General features: G+C 60.7%; 17 protein-coding genes. 4 read left to right on the top strand and 13 right to left on the bottom strand.

The genetic code is table 11. The annotated features are described in order from the left end of the window. Positions 1-318: 318 nt before the first annotated feature. The 3 genes from CN311_RS23140 to CN311_RS23150 all read left to right on the top strand — a co-directional run bounded on the left by CN311_RS23140 (position 319) and on the right by CN311_RS23150 (position 3,853). A complete protein-coding gene (locus CN311_RS23140; protein ID WP_006205430.1) occupies positions 319-657 on the top strand; it encodes a P-II family nitrogen regulator in 339 nt (112 codons plus the stop codon). A gap of 58 nt (positions 658-715) precedes the next feature. Further along, entirely contained in the window at positions 716-2,125 is a 1,410-nt protein-coding gene (gene glnA / locus CN311_RS23145; RefSeq protein WP_097576010.1) for a type I glutamate--ammonia ligase, read from the top strand. A 357-nt stretch (positions 2,126-2,482) separates the two neighbouring features. After that, a complete protein-coding gene (locus CN311_RS23150; RefSeq protein ID WP_097576011.1) occupies positions 2,483-3,853 on the top strand; it encodes a GmrSD restriction endonuclease domain-containing protein in 1,371 nt (456 codons plus the stop codon). A 263-nt stretch (positions 3,854-4,116) separates the two neighbouring features. Here the strand turns inward: CN311_RS23150 and CN311_RS32680 are convergent, their stop codons facing one another. Both CN311_RS32680 and CN311_RS23160 read right to left on the bottom strand, forming a co-directional pair. Continuing rightward, entirely contained in the window at positions 4,117-4,323 is a 207-nt protein-coding gene (locus tag CN311_RS32680; protein ID WP_097576012.1) for a hypothetical protein, read from the bottom strand. Positions 4,324-4,827: 504 nt separating this feature from the next. Beyond that, a complete protein-coding gene (locus tag CN311_RS23160; RefSeq protein WP_097576013.1) occupies positions 4,828-5,865 on the bottom strand; it encodes a glutamine synthetase beta-grasp domain-containing protein in 1,038 nt (345 codons plus the stop codon). 320 nt (positions 5,866-6,185) lie between these two features. Between CN311_RS23160 and CN311_RS23165 the strand changes: the two genes are divergently transcribed. Next, on the top strand, positions 6,186-6,383 hold the full coding sequence (locus CN311_RS23165; RefSeq protein WP_097576014.1) for a DUF2735 domain-containing protein: 198 nt from the start codon (positions 6,186-6,188) through the stop codon (positions 6,381-6,383). Between the two features lie 74 nt (positions 6,384-6,457). On the opposite strand, the gene CN311_RS23170 is transcribed toward CN311_RS23165, so the two are convergent. The 11 genes from CN311_RS23170 to rplQ all read right to left on the bottom strand — a co-directional run bounded on the left by CN311_RS23170 (position 6,458) and on the right by rplQ (position 15,600). After that, positions 6,458-7,261 carry an ATP12 family chaperone protein gene (locus CN311_RS23170; protein ID WP_097576015.1) on the bottom strand — a complete coding sequence of 268 codons (804 nt, stop codon included), beginning with the start codon at positions 7,259-7,261 and terminating at the stop codon, positions 6,458-6,460. A 12-nt stretch (positions 7,262-7,273) separates the two neighbouring features. Further along, positions 7,274-8,149 carry a DMT family transporter gene (locus tag CN311_RS23175; RefSeq protein WP_097576027.1) on the bottom strand — a complete coding sequence of 292 codons (876 nt, stop codon included), beginning with the start codon at positions 8,147-8,149 and terminating at the stop codon, positions 7,274-7,276. 44 nt (positions 8,150-8,193) lie between these two features. Further along, complete coding sequence (locus CN311_RS23180; protein WP_097576016.1) at positions 8,194-9,174, bottom strand: RluA family pseudouridine synthase; 981 nt, start codon at positions 9,172-9,174, stop codon at positions 8,194-8,196. A gap of 63 nt (positions 9,175-9,237) precedes the next feature. After that, positions 9,238-9,576: a DUF190 domain-containing protein gene (locus CN311_RS23185; protein WP_097576017.1), complete on the bottom strand. Its 339-nt coding sequence runs from the start codon at positions 9,574-9,576 to the stop codon at positions 9,238-9,240. Then, positions 9,573-9,980 (bottom strand): fluoride efflux transporter CrcB, encoded by a 408-nt coding sequence (gene crcB / locus CN311_RS23190; protein ID WP_097576028.1) that lies wholly within the window; start codon positions 9,978-9,980, stop codon positions 9,573-9,575. Before crcB (CN311_RS23190) ends, CN311_RS23185 begins: the two co-directional genes overlap by 4 nt. A gap of 77 nt (positions 9,981-10,057) precedes the next feature. Further along, a complete protein-coding gene (crcB, locus tag CN311_RS23195) occupies positions 10,058-10,444 on the bottom strand; it encodes a fluoride efflux transporter CrcB (protein WP_097576018.1) in 387 nt (128 codons plus the stop codon). Positions 10,445-10,474: 30 nt separating this feature from the next. Further along, the gene (locus tag CN311_RS23200; RefSeq protein ID WP_097576019.1) at positions 10,475-11,305 is read right to left on the bottom strand and encodes an aspartyl/asparaginyl beta-hydroxylase domain-containing protein; all 831 of its coding nucleotides are present in this window, start codon (positions 11,303-11,305) and stop codon (positions 10,475-10,477) included. A gap of 169 nt (positions 11,306-11,474) precedes the next feature. After that, a complete protein-coding gene (locus tag CN311_RS33505; RefSeq protein ID WP_245440915.1) occupies positions 11,475-12,155 on the bottom strand; it encodes a DUF930 domain-containing protein in 681 nt (226 codons plus the stop codon). Positions 12,156-12,157: 2 nt separating this feature from the next. Continuing rightward, positions 12,158-13,468: a replication-associated recombination protein A gene (locus CN311_RS23210; RefSeq protein ID WP_097576020.1), complete on the bottom strand. Its 1,311-nt coding sequence runs from the start codon at positions 13,466-13,468 to the stop codon at positions 12,158-12,160. A gap of 51 nt (positions 13,469-13,519) precedes the next feature. Next, on the bottom strand, positions 13,520-15,010 hold the full coding sequence (locus CN311_RS23215) for a DegQ family serine endoprotease (protein WP_097576021.1): 1,491 nt from the start codon (positions 15,008-15,010) through the stop codon (positions 13,520-13,522). 197 nt (positions 15,011-15,207) lie between these two features. Continuing rightward, positions 15,208-15,600, bottom strand: coding sequence for a 50S ribosomal protein L17 (gene rplQ, locus CN311_RS23220; RefSeq protein ID WP_097576022.1), 393 nt, complete (start codon positions 15,598-15,600; stop codon positions 15,208-15,210). Positions 15,601-15,602: the final 2 nt, after the last annotated feature.

A 15,602-nucleotide genomic window follows, 5' to 3' on the forward strand; every position in this document is an offset into this window, starting at 1 on the left:
TTTTCGGTTTGAGGCAAACATCGAAGCGACAACACGATCCGCCAATGCATCGTACAAAGCCAACACCGCGCGCAAGTGCCTATGAAATGTGCTTCCTGCCCTATTATTGTGCGGACGCAGTGATTGGCAATGTGTAGGTTCTGAGCGCCCATGACGCATCCGATGCAGCGGATGACGCGAATTTGCATCCCGGCGCGACATGGCATTGAAATCGCGTAATGCCGCTTCTAGCCCTCTCAATTGGCACAGTTCGTGCTTGAAGGAGGCGCAAGCGGGGCTCACAACCCGTCTTTTTTGGCAGTGGAGGCCACTTATTACATGAAAAAGATCGAAGCGATCATCAAGCCGTTCAAGCTAGACGAAGTGAAGGAAGCGCTTCAGGAGGCCGGGCTGCAAGGCATCACCGTTACCGAAGCCAAGGGTTTCGGCCGGCAGAAGGGCCATACGGAACTTTATCGCGGTGCCGAATATGTCGTCGATTTTCTGCCCAAGGTGAAGATCGAGGTCGTGCTAGGCGACGACGCGGTCGAAGGCGCGATCGAGGCCATCCGCAAGGCGGCCCAGACCGGCCGTATCGGCGACGGAAAGATCTTCGTCTCCAATATCGAGGAGGTCGTGCGCATCCGCACCGGCGAAACAGGGATGGACGCCGTCTGAGGTTTCTGATTTCAGATTACCGTCTCCTCGAAACGTCACCACACAGGAAAGAAATGACATGACGACAGCCAAAGACATCATGAAGCAGATCAAGGACAACGACGTGAAATTCGTCGATCTACGCTTCACCGATCCGAAGGGCAAGCTGCAGCACGTGACGATGGATGTCGTCGAGGTCGAGGAAGACATGTTTGCCGATGGCGTCATGTTCGACGGCTCCTCGATCGCCGGCTGGAAGGCGATCAACGAGTCCGACATGGTGCTGATGCCCGACCCTGAAACGGTGCATATGGACCCGTTCTTCGCGCAGTCGACGATGGTCATCCTGTGCGACATCCTCGACCCGATCTCGGGCGAGTCCTACAACCGCGACCCGCGCGGCACCGCCAAGAAGGCCGAGGCCTATATGAAGGCGGAAGGCATCGGCGACCAGATCTTCGTCGGCCCGGAAGCCGAGTTCTTCGTCTTCGACGACGTCAAGTACAAGGCCGACCCTTACAACACCGGCTTCAGGCTCGACTCCACCGAACTGCCGTCCAATGACGACACCGACTATGAGACCGGCAATCTCGGCCACCGTCCGCGCATCAAGGGCGGCTACTTCCCGGTGCCGCCGATTGACTCCGCGCAGGACATGCGCTCGGAAATGCTGACCGTGCTCGCCGAAATGGGCGTGCGCGTCGAGAAGCATCACCATGAGGTCGCGGCCGCCCAGCACGAGCTCGGCATCAAGTTCGACACGCTGGTCCGCAACGCCGACAAGATGCTGATCTACAAGTATGTCGTGCACCAGGTCGCCAACGCCTATGGCAAGACGGCCACCTTCATGCCGAAGCCGGTGTTCGGCGACAACGGCTCGGGCATGCATGTCCACCAGTCGATCTGGAAGGGCGGCAAGCCGACCTTCGCCGGCAATGAATATGCCGGCCTGTCCGAGAGCTGCCTGTTCTATATCGGCGGCATCATCAAGCATGCCAAGGCGATCAACGCCTTCACCAACCCGCTGACCAACTCCTACAAGCGCCTGGTGCCGGGCTATGAGGCGCCGGTGCTGCTCGCCTATTCGGCGCGCAACCGCTCGGCCTCCTGCCGCATTCCGTTTGGCTCGTCGCCGAAGTCCAAGCGTGTCGAGGTCCGCTTCCCCGATCCGGGCGCGAACCCCTACCTCGCCTTTGCCGCCATGCTGATGGCCGGCCTCGACGGCATCAAGAACAAGATCCATCCGGGCCAGCCGATGGACAAGGACCTCTACGATCTGCCGCCGAAGGAGTTGAAGAAGATCCCGACCGTCTGCGGCTCGCTGCGCGAAGCCCTGCAGAGCCTCGACAAGGACCGCGGCTTCCTGAAGGCCGGCGGCGTCTTCGACGACGACCAGATCGACAGCTATATCGAGCTCAAGATGGCCGAGGTGATGCGCTTCGAAATGACCCCGCATCCGGTCGAATACGATATGTATTACTCGATCTGAGGCTGAAAGCCTTGGAAACGCTGGACCCCTTGTAGATCAAGGGGTCCAGACTTCCAAAATGGTGCGGAAGGTGGTGCGAACCCTTCGGAACACCGCCATGTGTGCACCGACTACATCCCACAAGCACCCCGGTTCCGCGAACCTCTAACTACATCCGGGATATCCCCGAGTGCGTCTGCCATCTGTTTCCGCCGACGAAGAACGGGAAGCAGCAGATTGCCGTGCGGTTTCCGCACGCCGACATATGGAAAAACCAAAGCGATCACTCCGGTTGAAGCAGTGCCCCCGGCTCCAGTATGAATTCCCTCCCCGAGGATTTCTGTTACAGTTCCCCCGAACAATGGGGAGCGCCGCTGCATGATTTCCGATGTTAAGGAAGAGATAGACGACGAAGAACTGGAGGTTGGCGCGGAAGTCGAAGTCGACGACGAGACCGATGACGCAGAAGGGTTAGACGAAGGGCAGTTGCAGATACCGGAGAAGCAACGTCGCGCCAGCATGGAAGCCCGCGACTTTCCTCTCATCCATTATCATCGCCTCTACCAGCAAGGCCGTCTGAACCTCAATCCAGACTGGCAGCGCGACTACGTTTGGAAGGGCAAGCGACCGTCGTTCCTCATCGAGTCGCTACTCATGCAGATCCCGATTCCGGTGATCTTCCTATCCCGGACGAAGGACGAAAAGTATGAGGTCATCGACGGCGTTCAACGCCTAACAACGATCTTCAACTTTTTCGAGGGGAAGTTCCGGCTAAAGGAACTGGAGGTCTTCTCGGAATTGAACGGGAAGAAGTTTGGCGAACTAGACCAAAAATTTCAATCTCAGTTGGAAGATGCCGTAATCACAAGCTTTCAGCTTTCAGAAAACACAAGTCAGGATTTGCGTTTCTCTACTTTTGAACGGATCAATACGGGCGGCATGTCTCTCAATGAGATGGAGATTCGCAACTGTATCTATCGCGGGAAGCTGAACACGAAGCTGCGTGAACTCGCGGCCAATCCAGATTTCCACAAAGCGATCAATATGAAAAATCTCAGTGATCGCATGCTGGATCGAAACTTAGTCCTGCGATTCCTCGCGTTCGACCAGATAAAATACAGTCAGGCGACTGCTGGTATTAAAGCATTTCTGAACCGCTTCTTTGAAAATTACCGAAACCCATCAGATGAGATGCTTGCCGACTTCGAAAAGCGATTCAAACGGGCGATGAGAAATTCATTCACAGTATTCGGGTCCAATGCCTTCCGAATTCGCAAGATCGATCGCAAGGGCGGTGGGGAGTGGGCACCAAAGCCAAACGCATCGATCTTTCAAGTGATCGCCACTTCCCTCGCATCATTCGACAGCGCTCAGATAGCGCAGAACGCCGACGCCATCCACGAGGAATATCTGGACCTCCTACAGGACCAGCTTTGGCTTGATGCCGTCACAAAATCCACTGGTGACGCGAAGAAGATCAAGTATGCCTTTGACGCGTGGACGAACCGACTCGACGCCCTCATGGCGAGCACAAGCGGCCTCGATCCGAAACGAGCGTTCACGTTGTCGTTCAAGAAGGAGCTTTACGACACAGACAGCATGTGTCGCATCTGCGGTAACGAAATCAAGTCTATCAACGATGCCATGGTCGATCACGTGGACCAGTATTGGAAGGGCGGGGCCACCGTCCCGTCGAATGCCCGGTTGGTGCATCGGGCCTGCAATCTCGCGAGGCCGAAGGCGGACTAGCCGCCATGGCCCATAAACTAGAATGGGCTAACTGCGGCCTCTGCGGAGAGTATCGGCTGACGACTAGAGAGCACGTGGTTCCAAAGTCGCTCTATGCGCCAACACGCCCGAATAGTCGATTTCAGAGGATCATAATCCCTGCATGCAAAGACTGTAACAATGGCACCGCCGACGATGATGCTCACTTTCGCTTGGTCCTGACCCTAGCGGGAGATACGAATAGCACGGTCGACGAGTTGTGGTCCGGGAAGGTGAGCCGGGCCCTAGCGGAGAAAGACGGGCGCCGTCGTGCCGTTGATGCTTTTGCGATTATGCGCCCTGCCCCAGATATTGGCCCCGACCGCCACCGCATCTATCCAGCCGAAGACCCCCGTGTTTTGGGAAGCGTCCGCAAGATCATTCGTGGTCTCTCTTGGCATCATGGGCTTGATCGCCCGATCCGGGATGATCAGGTGGTGGCCGACGTTCAACGGGAGCCCATATCAGACGACCACTTCGCCGCGATGGAGCACAGGTCCGCAGAGGCAGATGTGTTGGAGTATGCCTACATCCTTGGGAACGGGACGGATGGTCTTTTATCGGCTTGGTGGTTGCGATTCTTTCGGCGGACATCCTTCACCGGACTAATCTATGCTGTAAGAGCCAAGCGCGAATAGGCGAGGGATCCCATCGCCTTCTCTTATGCGATGCGAGTGAATTTTCACCGTGAAAAGCCAAACTTTGGTGGTACGGAAGCCGGGTCGAGTGGTTCGGACGGTCTGCTAAGTATCTTGTTTTTGTTCATATATTAGACGCCACCGAAATTCGAAGTGTATTATTCGATCTGAGCCGGATCGGTTAAGCAATAAAAAACCCCGGCGTCGCAGCGCCGGGGTTTTCATGTCATCTGTTGTCAGAGCCAGGCCACCAGCGCCACCGACATGACAGAGCTGCGTCACGGCGCAGACGCGGAGCGCCTACGCCGTGAGGAATGCTCAGGCCGCCGCCTTCTTCTGCGCCGTGTCGACGCTGGCGATCGTCTTCAGGATCTGCGAAGCGATCTGGTAGGGGTCGCCCTGCGAGTTCGGACGGCGGTCTTCCAGATAGCCCTTGTAGTCGTTCTTGATGAAGGAGTGCGGCACGCGGATCGAAGCGCCGCGGTCCGCGATGCCGTAGCTGAACTTGTTCCACGGCGCGGTCTCGTGCTTGCCGGTCAAGCGCTTGTCGTTGTCTGGGCCGTAGACGGCGATATGGTCCATCAGGTTCTTGTCGAATGCCGCCATCAGCGCTTCGAAATAGGCCTTGCCGCCGACTTCGCGCATATAGGCGGTCGAGAAGTTGGCATGCATGCCCGAGCCGTTCCAGTCGGTGTCGCCCAGCGGCTTGCAGTGGTACTCGATGTCGATGCCGTATTTCTCGGTCAGGCGCTGCAAGAGGTAGCGGGCCATCCACATCTGGTCGGCGGCCTTCTTGGAGCCCTTGCCGAAAATCTGGAATTCCCACTGGCCCTTGGCCACTTCGGCGTTGATGCCCTCGTGGTTGATGCCGGCCGCAAGGCATTGGTCGAGATGCTCCTCGACGATCTGACGCGCGACGGAACCGACATTGGAATAGCCGACGCCGGTGTAGTACGGACCCTGCGGCGCGGGATAGCCGCTCTCGGGAAAGCCGAGCGGGCGGCCGTCCTTGTAGAAGAAATACTCCTGCTCGAAGCCGAACCAGGCGCCGTCATCGTCGAGGATGGTGGCGCGCTTGTTGGATGCATGCGGCGTCACGCCGTCCGGCATCATCACTTCGCACATGACGAGCGCGCCGTTGATGCGCGCGGGATCCGGATAGACGGCGACCGGCTTCAGCACGCAGTCGGAGCTGTGACCCTCGGCCTGCATGGTCGAAGAGCCGTCGAAGCCCCACAGCGGCAGCTGCTCCAGCGTCGGGAATTCGGCGAATTCCTTGATCTGGGTCTTGCCGCGAAGATTGGGAACCGGGGTGTATCCATCGAGCCAAATATACTCGAGCTTGTACTTCGTCATTCTGACCTCTCGTTGCTTGATAAACCGAACTTCTGGATGACGCCGGCGCGCGCCAAACCACCCAGCAGCCGACCTGCCGGTTCATTAAAATGCAAATCACGTGCCATTCTCGGCTTGAGAGGTGCGGCAAAAATGACCCGGCAGCCCGGCAAACCAGCTAAGCCGTCTAAGCAATGCGGCAAGATCAATCAAAAGCAGATACTGCATAAATCTTAGGCAAATACTGATCTTTCCATAGGCATATTGCTTAAATGGATTGCAGCACCTATCTTAGGGAAAGGTTGAATCGATATCGTTCGGCAGAAGAAAGGAGACCGGCAATGGAAATCACTCCGACCCGTCCCTCGGCCAAGATCCTGATGTTCCCGGCGGCAGCACGCGCTTCTGCCTCAAATTTAAGCGAAAAGGCTAAGTTCGCGGCAGAGCTTGCCTCTTTGCGCAATGTCAGCACGGATTTCGGCGACGCCTGGTACCACGAGGCCGCCATCGAGGAAGCGGAGCAGGCTCGCAAGAGCTAAGCTTTTTTCGCAGGCCATTGAAAAACCCGGCGCGATTGCTCGCGCCGGGTTTTTTTTAAACGCTGGGCTAGTGTCTATTGCCCAAAGCCTACCTTTAGCGCCTCAAGCAGGCTGACGGCCGCCAGCATGTCGCGCTTGCGGGCCGAGCGGCGCGCGACGGCTTCCGCATCCTGGCCCCAGTGCTCGGCCTGCCAGTCCTCGTCGACATGGCCGGCGGTCCAGGCCGCCTCGCCGTCGAGTTCGCCGAAATCTATCGCCAGCGCCAGCAGCGCCGATCCCGTCAGCGAGGTCATGACGTGGATCGACGCCAGCCGCAGCGGATCCTTGCGCTGGGCAAGATGGACGCCCAGCACGGCGATTGTCTCGCGCGGCTGCTCGACATGGATTACCCCTTCGGCGAGGTGGAACCGCGCGCCGAGTGCCGTCCGCGCCCAGTCTATGACCGGATCCCAATGCTCGTTCTGCCGGTCGACCAGCCCCTGCGGCGCGTCGGCGCGATAGCAGAGCAGGTCCGACGAGGCGAAGCGCAATATATCTTCCAGCACCGCTTGCGGGTCGCTGGCGACACCGTCGATGGCCGTGTTGACCAGACGCATGACAGGCATCGTCACCGGGTCGATGGTCTCACCCTGCGCGGCGAATTCATCGGCGACCAGGCGGGCGGCCTTTTCGGTCGGCAACACCAGCAACGCCTGGCCCGGCGTGCGCACCGGCTTGCCATCGAGATGAACGGCAAAACCATCATCGAGCGGTGCGACCGAGGCGGTTTTGTAGAATCGCTTCGGCAAATGCGTCTTCATCTGGATTTGGGCGCGGCGCACCGGATCCGGGTCGGAAAGCTGCTTTCCCGCTTCAAGGTCGTTGAGGATATCGCGCATGGAAGGTCTCTCTTACACCGGCGCCAGCTTGCGCGCCGGCCGGTTGACGATAATCAGGCCGGCTGCGATCAGGCCGAGCGCCAGGAAACTACGGACCGTCAGCGGCTCGTTCAAGATCACAGCGCCGCACAGCACCCCGAACACCGGTGACAGGAAGGTGAAGCTCGACAGGCCCGATGCCGGATAGCGCCTGAGCAGCCAGAACCAGAGAACATAGGTGAAGGCGACGACGTAGACAGCCTGGAACAGCAGGGCCAATGTCGGCAAGGCAGCAAAGTCGCGGACGGGCGGGCCGGCGAAAGGCAGCGCCAAGACGCCGACCAGGATGGCGCCGGCCAGTTGATAGAGCAGCAACTTCTCGGCACTGGTCTCGGCCAGTTTCGACCGCTTGATGACGATGCTGGTCAGAGCCCAGAGGATGCCGGCGCCAAGACTGAGCAAGTCACCAGTCAATGTCACGCCGTTGCCGGCGCCCACCTTGTCGGAGAACACGGCGACCAGACCGGCGAAAGCCAGGAGAAGGCCGAGGAGCTTGCGGGTCGTTATGCGCTCGTCCAGCAGGAAATGACCGCCGACCAGCACCCAGAACGGCATGGTGTTGACCAGAAGCGTGTTGCGGGCAACCGTCGTGTGCTCGAGGCCGACATAGAGAAACAGAAACTCGATACCGAAGAGCACACCCACCACGACGCCGGCGACAAGGGTCTTGTCGGGCGTGAGCAGTTTAATGCCGCGCCAGCGGCACCAGCCGAGGACGCACAGGCCGCCAATCACCGACCGCGCGACCGACAGGAAAACGGGATCGTAGCCGGCATAGGAGATCTTGGCGGCAACGTAGTTCAGCCCCCAGGACAGCGTCAGCCCGACCATGATTGCGGCTGCCGCCATGTCGACGGCATCGCGGCGATCCAATGCGGGCGCAACAGCCAATCTCAGTCCTCAGCGCTGGCATCGTCGAAGCCGATCAGGTTCCAGCTCTGGCGCATATGCGGCGGCATCGGCGCGGTCACGTCGATGAAGCCCTTATCGGGATGCGGAATGACGATGCGGCGCGCATGCAGATGCAGGCGGTTTTGAATGCCGCCGGGAAAATCCCAATTGGTATCGGCCTCGAAATATTTGGGGTCGCCGATAATCGGGCAGCCGATATAGGCGGCATGGACGCGAAGCTGATGGGTGCGGCCGGTATAGGGCTCCATTTCCAGCCAGGTCATCGTCTGTGCCGCCTGCTCGATGACGCGATAGTAGGACACGGCGTGGTCGGCGCCCTTCTCACCATGCGCGGCCACGCGCACGCGGTCGCCGTCGGGCGTCGGCTCCTTGATCAGCCAGGTTGAGATCTTGTCCTCGCGCTTCGGCGGCACGCCCTTGACCAGGGCCCAATAGGTTTTCTTGGTCTCGCGCGCCCGGAACGCCTCGGAAAGCTTCATCGCCGCAAGCCTTGTGCGGGCAACGACAAGCACGCCCGATGTGTCGCGGTCGAGCCGGTGCACCAGCCGCGGTTTTTCGCCCTTTTGATTGCGCCAGGCTTCCAGCATGTCGTCGACATTGCGGGTGACGCCCGAGCCGCCCTGGACGGCGAGGCCGGCCGGCTTGTTGAAGACGAAGACCTTCGGGTCCTCATGGATCAGCATTTTGGCGAGCACGTCGGCATCGCCCTGGTTGCGGATCGAGTGGCCGGTGAGAGGGCTCTCGCCCTTCTTGTCGACTTCGAGCGGCGGCACGCGGACCATCTGGCCCGGTTCGACGCGGGTATCGGCCTTCACCCGGCCGCCGTCGACGCGGATCTGGCCGGAACGCAGCAGCTTTTGCAGATGGCCGAAGCCGAGGCCCGGGAAATGGGTCTTGAACCAGCGGTCGAGCCGCATGCCCGCCTCGCCGGCCTCCACTGTGATCTGTTCAACGCCTGCCATGATTCCAATTCGCCGTTTGCGCCATGCAAGGACATTAGCTAGCGCCTGCAAGCTCATACCTCGTCATTCGTTGTCGGTTCCATATTGCAGAACCTGAATTTTCTCCAGCGTGATCAGCCCACTTGTCATGATTGTCTCGAGCGTCGGCAGGAAAGTGGCTATCTTTTCCTCGTTGTCGACGATCTCGATCACCAGGGGCAGGTCCTCCGACAGACGCAGGATCTTCGTGGTGTGAAGCCGGCTGGAATGACCGAAACCCATCGCCCCGCGCAGGACGGTCGCGCCGGCTATCTGCATTTCGCGCGCCTTGAGCACGATCGCCTCATACAACGGACGGCCGTCCTCCCTGTCGTTCTCGCCGATGAATATGCGCAGCAATTGCGCCTGCCTTGATATCTTCATTGCCCGGATCCTCTCAGTCGGTTGAGACGCATTGCAAAGATGTGGCCGAGCCAGACGGCGGCAAGCCACGCCATCACGGAGATCACGACATTGAGCCCTGCCGCCATGAACTTCCCGCCTTGCGCCAGAAGGAGGGTTTCAAGGCTGAACGCTGAGAAGGTCGTCAGGCCGCCGCAGAAACCGGCCATGAAGAACTGGCGCTGCAACGGACCGGCGAAGACGCGGCCCTCCGGCCCCGTCACCGTTGCGTAGAAGCCGATGAGGAAGGACCCCGCGATATTCACAAGGAGCGTGCCGAAGGGGAAGCCGCCGCCCCACAAGGCAGTGCTCGCCAATGAGACAAGGGCCCGCGTCACGCCGCCGATCATGCCGCCGGCGGCGACCGCCGCATAGGTCCGGATCATTTCGTTTGTTTTTCGCCGGTCACCGGGGTGGGCCGCGGCAACATCCGCGCCGCCGGAGCGAAGCCTGCGCGGACTGCTCATGGCGCCCCGCCGCCGATCAGCAGACTTCCCGCGGCAAAGCCCAGCGTCACACCGCCGAGGCTCAGAACAACCGAGAGCAGCACATTGCCGCCGGCGCGCAGCCACTCGCCCTCGCGCGCCAGCGCCAGCGTCTGGAGGCTGAAGGAAGAGACCGTGGTGTAGCAGCCGAGGCAACCTGTGACGGCAAGGGCCCAGATGGCGGGCGTTCCCTCGCGCGCCACCGCATGCGCGACGACGCCGATCGCAAACGCCCCGGAGACATTGACGACCATTGTGCCCCAGGGAAAGGTCTCGCCGACGCGGCGGGCGACGAAGCCTGAGAGGAAGAAACGGGCCATCGCGCCGATCGCTCCGCCAAGACAGACAAGTAACAGGTGGTACATGGCGCTCCTTTCGCCGGTCGGACTGCGGTCTCAGGCAGCTCCGGCCTTCTTTGGCTTGCTGGAGCCGATCATCTTCCAGTTCTTGTAGAACATCGCATTGATGCGTTCCACACTGACCGAAACCATGGCGAGAAGCGCCGAGATCAGGCCTGGAAACGGCGATGGCCGGATGATGTCCATGAACACGCAATAGCGGCGCCCGTCATATTCGTTGACCGAGCGATGCAGCAGCGTGTCGTCGAAAATATAGAGCGGATTGTCGTGCCAGTAGTTCCTGGCGTTGTTGCACTCGACGAAAACCTCGGCCTTCACCGGAAGAAGATTGTAGAGAATGCGCAGGCTGAGCCGTAGCGGTCCGAAATGCCAGGAGGTCGATTCCTTGCCCTTGAACACCGACACGGCGATGGTCTTGATGTATTTGAAGTCCTTGTTGAATTCGGCGACGTTGTCGATCTTGTGCTTGCCGTACCACTGGTAGACATACATGCCGCGCCGGCCGGTGCCGAAATTGGCGTCGATATCGGCGATGATCTCATCCTTGCGCGCCTTGAAGACGTCGAGAACCTCGTTGACTTCGCGCTGATAGTCCGGCGGAAACTGCTCCAGCTTCCAGACGCCCGGGTTTCTGTAGCACAGCAAATCGACCAACAGGTTGAAGGGCGACAGCAGCCAGGTGAAGATGCCATTGCCGAGGAAATAGCCGCGGAACAGCGACAGGTTCTTGTTGTGATTGCGCAGCACGTCGATCAGGCCGCAGACGATCCAGATCGTGGTCAGGATCGGAATGAAGTAGAAGCCGAGCGCAAGCAGCGGAACGGCAATAGCAAACTGCCGAAGGGATTTGCGAAGTTTCTTGGTCATCTTTCCACGCGCTCTGCGCGATCCTTCTTCGAAAATGTCTCGCCAAATCTGGCGGCCCCGCGGCTCATTCGCGCGTTGTGATAGAATTTTTTGTTAGCTCGTACACATCACACTACTGTGACTTGCCGGCGACACTGTACCTGATCGGAAGGCTGGGTCGGAATAGACGTCAATGCACAGCCGGCAGGCCGAGTTCGTCCCATTTCTCCTTGGACACGGGGTCGCCGACCAGGAACGCGAAGCCGGTGACGCTTTCGCCATCCCGTGCCAGCTCGCATGTGAACTTCAGCGCATACCAGTTCCTGCGACTGCGGAAGGCTGCTCCGCTGGCGGTGATGGAGGTTGCGGAGATCGTCTCCTCGGCCATCGCGTAAGGCACCACCCGTTCCGGCTGGAAATCAGCCCGCCATTTGCGGATCTGGTCCATCGCTTCGAGATTGCAGAGCTGCACCATGCGCTCGTCGGAGGCCAATGTCGCAAGATCGGCGCGCGCCTGCCTGCTGCGTGGATCGGCGAGCGTCCTTGCCGACAGCATTTCCGTCGCACGGATCATGGCCGGAGGCGGTGTCGCTGACGGTGGCGCCTCATGCACAGGCGCCTCGGTGACAGGAACCGGCGCAGCGGGTGCTGCTGGTGGGGATTTCGCCTCTCCTGGCGGCTGGAGTTGTTCCGGCGTCAGTATTTCGACCGAAACCGGTTCCTCCTGCATCTGCTTCGGGCGCTTCGGGATCGGCATCAGCGCCAGCGTGGCGGCGAGCATCATGTGTAGGACGAGCGAAGCCGAAATGCCCCAAGGCAGGTTGTCGCCCCAGGGTGCAATGACGGGCGCAAGGACGGCCGCGCGCGCCAAGCCTACTTTTCCCGCTCGCTTCTCAGTTTCGCCCAATATTCGAGACGCTTCCTGATATCGCGCTCGAATCCACGCTCTGGCGGATCGTAGAATGTGCGCCGGCCCATCTTTTCAGGGAAATAGTCCTGGCCGGAAAAAGCTTCGGGCTCGTCATGGTCATACCGATACCCGGCGCCGTAATCCTCCTCCTTCATCAGCTTGGTCGGCGCGTTGAGAATGTGCTTGGGCGGCAACAGCGAGCCGAATTCCTTGGCGGCGCCGGTGGCGGCCTTGAAGGCTGTGTAGACGGCGTTGGACTTGGGAGCGGTGGCGAGATAGACGGTGGCTTCGGCGAAGGCAAGCTCGCCCTCCGGCGAGCCCAGATAGTCGTAGGCATCCTTGGCGGCGTTGGCGATGACCAGGGCCTGCGGGTCGGCAAGCCCGATATCCTCCATCGCCATGCGCACCAGCCGACGGCCGAGATAGAGCGGATCCTCGCCGGCGTCGAACATGCGGGCGAGATAATAGAGCGCTGCATCCGGGTCGGAGCCGCGCACTGATTTATGCAGCGCCGAGATCAGATTGTAGTGGCCGTCCTGGCCCTTGTCGTAGATCGGCGCGCGGCGCTGCACGATGCGCTGCAGGCCCTCGGCGCCGAAAACCTCGCCCGGCTTGGCCGCCCGCCAGACTTCCTCCGCCAGCGTCAGCGATGCACGGCCGTCGCCATCGCTCATGCGGATGAGCATCGCCCGCGCCTCGTCGTCGAGCGGCAGCGCCCTGCCCTCGGTCTCCTCCGCCCGCGCCAGGAGTTTGGCGATGCTGTCCCCGCCGAGCGAATGAAAGACCAGCACGCGCGCGCGGGACAGCAACGCGGCATTGAGCTCGAAGGACGGATTCTCAGTGGTGGCGCCAACAAGAACAACTGTCCCGTCCTCCATCACAGGGAGAAAAGAATCCTGCTGAGCGCGGTTGAAACGATGGATCTCGTCGACGAAGAGCAATGTCTGACGGCCATTGGCGCGGCGCAGCTTTGCTGCCTCGAACACTTTCTTCAGGTCGGCGACGCCGGAAAACACTGCCGATATCTGTTCGAAGGCAAGGCTGGTCTCGCCGGCAAGCAGCCGCGCGACCGTCGTCTTGCCCGTGCCGGGCGGGCCCCAGAAGATCATCGAGCCGAGCGAGCCCGAACCGATCAGCCGCGTCAGCGCGCCGTCAGGGCCGGTGAGATGCTCCTGGCCGACGACCTCGCCGAGGTTCTTCGGACGCAAGCGGTCGGCCAGCGGCCGGCCGGGCGGCGCCTTCTCAGGCTCATCGACGCTGAACAGATCGGCCATGCACTTCTTTTGGTTGGAGCGCGATCTCGTTCAGAGAGACGGAAATCGGGCTCAGTAACGCAACACCTGGCGCATTATCTGCCCGCCGCGCTCGACGGTAAAGCGCCACCAGCGCGTATCCTGCTGGGCTACTTGCGCCAGCGTCGCGGCGGTATCGATGGTCGTACCATTGACCTCGCGAACGATATCTCCCGGCTGGAAGCCGAAATCGGCGGCGGGTGAATCGCGGTTGATATCGACCACGGTGACGCCCTTGACGTCGGTGCGAACGCCGAGCCGCTGGGCAAGTCGCGGCGACAGCTCCGCAACCTTGGCGCCCGAAAACGGGCTGCGGCCGCGCAGCGTCACTTCCGAGGATTTCGCACCTTCCGGCGCGCGCTCCAGCGCGATGTCCATCGTCGCCTGCTGTCCCTTGGTCAGCACGGCGAAACTGGCATTCGTGCCGATCGACAGCGTCGCCATGCGATAATCCAGAGCCTCGATGCTCTCGACCGGCTTGCCATTCAGCGACAGCACAACATCGCCGGGCTTGAGCCCGGCCTTAGCGGCCGGTCCGGCCTCTTCGACCGACGAAACAAGCGCGCCGGTCGGCTTCTCCATGCCGAGCGATTCGGCGATCTGCGGCGTCACACGCTCGAATTCGGCGCCGACATAGGGCCGCTCGAAGAAGGTGAGCCCGGCCTTGGCGGCGTCGACGAAAGCGCGAACCATGTTGGAAGGGATAGCAAAGCCAATGCCGATCGAACCACCGCTGCGGCTATAGATCGCCGTGTTGATGCCGACCAGTTGACCGCCCATGTTGATCAACGCGCCACCGGAATTGCCAGGGTTGATCGCGGCGTCGGTCTGGATGAAGAAGCCGGAATCGGAAACGCCGATATGGCTGCGGGCAAGTGCCGAAACGATGCCGCTGGTGGTGGTCTGACCGACACCGAAGGGATTGCCGATGGCCAGCAAAAGGTCGCCGACCTCGAGCGCGTCGGAATCGCCGATGGCGATGACCGGAAACGGCTTGTCGGAGGAAATCTTGAGCACGGCGAGATCGAGCGTCTCGTCCTTGAGCAGCACCTTCGAATCGAATTCTCGCCCGTCCGCGGTCGCCACCTTGACCTGATCGGCGTCCTTGACCACGTGGAAATTGGTGACCACCACGCCGGTCGGGTCGACCAGCACGCCGGAGCCGAGCGAAGACTGCGCGCGCGGCTGCGAACGACCGAAGAACTCCTCGAAGAACGGATCGCCGTCGAAGGGCGACGTCACCTTGGCCGTTTGCGAAGCATAGACATTGACCACGGCCGGCGCCGTCTGCTTGACCAGCGGCGCGAAGGACAGTTGCACCTCTTCGCGGCCGAACGGCACGCGCTTGTCGGGACCGGAAGTGGCGTTCTCACCCTCGACGCCGTGCAGCAGGTCGGTCAGCACGTCGGACAGGCCGGGATCGGTCTTGGCGGCGTCTTCGGCCAGCGCCTGCCTGATCACCGGCGCGGCTGTGAATGCCAGCATGGCGCAGAACAGAACAAGAGACAGCCGTTTGATGCGCATTCCGAATCCTCCAAGGCAAGTTCGGGCGCATTGTCCCGACGATTGTGCAGAATGAAAGGCTAAGGCGCTGAAATCTGATTATTTTGGGCAATCGGCGACAAAACCGGCCGCCAAAGGCAAGCAAGCGCTCGTCGGGAGCCTTCGTGACAGCAAAAGGGGCCCGCAGGCCCCTCAAACTCACTCAGGAAAACCGGGCCTTATGCTGCCGCGGCTTCCTCATCGGTGCCTTCGGCCTCGATACGGGCACGGTCGCCGGCGCCCTTGGCCGAGGTGTCGCGGTCGACGAACTCGATGACAGCCATCGCGGCATTGTCGCCGTGGCGGAAGCCCGCCTTCATGATGCGCAAATAGCCGCCATTGCGGTTGGCGTAACGCGGCGCGATGGTGTCGAACAAGCGCTTGACGACGCCTTCATTGCCGATCTGGGCAATCACCTGGCGGCGGGCGTGCAGGTCGCCGCGCTTGCCGAGCGTCACCAGCTTCTCGACAATCGGACGCAAATCTTTCGCCTTCGGCAGGGTGGTGACGATCTGCTCGTGCTCGATGAGCGAGACGGCGAGGTTGGCGAACATCGACTTGCGGTGGCTGATGC

Origin of the sequence: Mesorhizobium sanjuanii (assembly GCF_002529485.1) — a bacterium.
GTDB classification, from domain to species: domain Bacteria; phylum Pseudomonadota; class Alphaproteobacteria; order Rhizobiales; family Rhizobiaceae; genus Mesorhizobium; species Mesorhizobium sanjuanii.

Coding starts and splice junctions, on each gene's coding strand:
- CN311_RS23140 (WP_006205430.1), top strand. CDS start 319: ATGAAAAAGATCGAAGCGATCATCAAGCCGTTCAAGCTAGACGAAGTG.
- glnA (WP_097576010.1), top strand. CDS start 716: ATGACGACAGCCAAAGACATCATGAAGCAGATCAAGGACAACGACGTG.
- CN311_RS23150 (WP_097576011.1), top strand. CDS start 2,483: ATGATTTCCGATGTTAAGGAAGAGATAGACGACGAAGAACTGGAGGTT.
- CN311_RS23160 (WP_097576013.1), bottom strand. CDS start 5,865: ATGACGAAGTACAAGCTCGAGTATATTTGGCTCGATGGATACACCCCG.
- CN311_RS23165 (WP_097576014.1), top strand. CDS start 6,186: ATGGAAATCACTCCGACCCGTCCCTCGGCCAAGATCCTGATGTTCCCG.
- CN311_RS23170 (WP_097576015.1), bottom strand. CDS start 7,261: ATGCGCGATATCCTCAACGACCTTGAAGCGGGAAAGCAGCTTTCCGAC.
- CN311_RS23175 (WP_097576027.1), bottom strand. CDS start 8,149: ATGGCGGCAGCCGCAATCATGGTCGGGCTGACGCTGTCCTGGGGGCTG.
- CN311_RS23180 (WP_097576016.1), bottom strand. CDS start 9,174: ATGGCAGGCGTTGAACAGATCACAGTGGAGGCCGGCGAGGCGGGCATG.
- CN311_RS23185 (WP_097576017.1), bottom strand. CDS start 9,576: ATGAAGATATCAAGGCAGGCGCAATTGCTGCGCATATTCATCGGCGAG.
- crcB (WP_097576028.1), bottom strand. CDS start 9,980: ATGATCCGGACCTATGCGGCGGTCGCCGCCGGCGGCATGATCGGCGGC.
- crcB (WP_097576018.1), bottom strand. CDS start 10,444: ATGTACCACCTGTTACTTGTCTGTCTTGGCGGAGCGATCGGCGCGATG.
- CN311_RS23200 (WP_097576019.1), bottom strand. CDS start 11,305: ATGACCAAGAAACTTCGCAAATCCCTTCGGCAGTTTGCTATTGCCGTT.
- CN311_RS23210 (WP_097576020.1), bottom strand. CDS start 13,468: ATGGCCGATCTGTTCAGCGTCGATGAGCCTGAGAAGGCGCCGCCCGGC.
- CN311_RS23215 (WP_097576021.1), bottom strand. CDS start 15,010: ATGCGCATCAAACGGCTGTCTCTTGTTCTGTTCTGCGCCATGCTGGCA.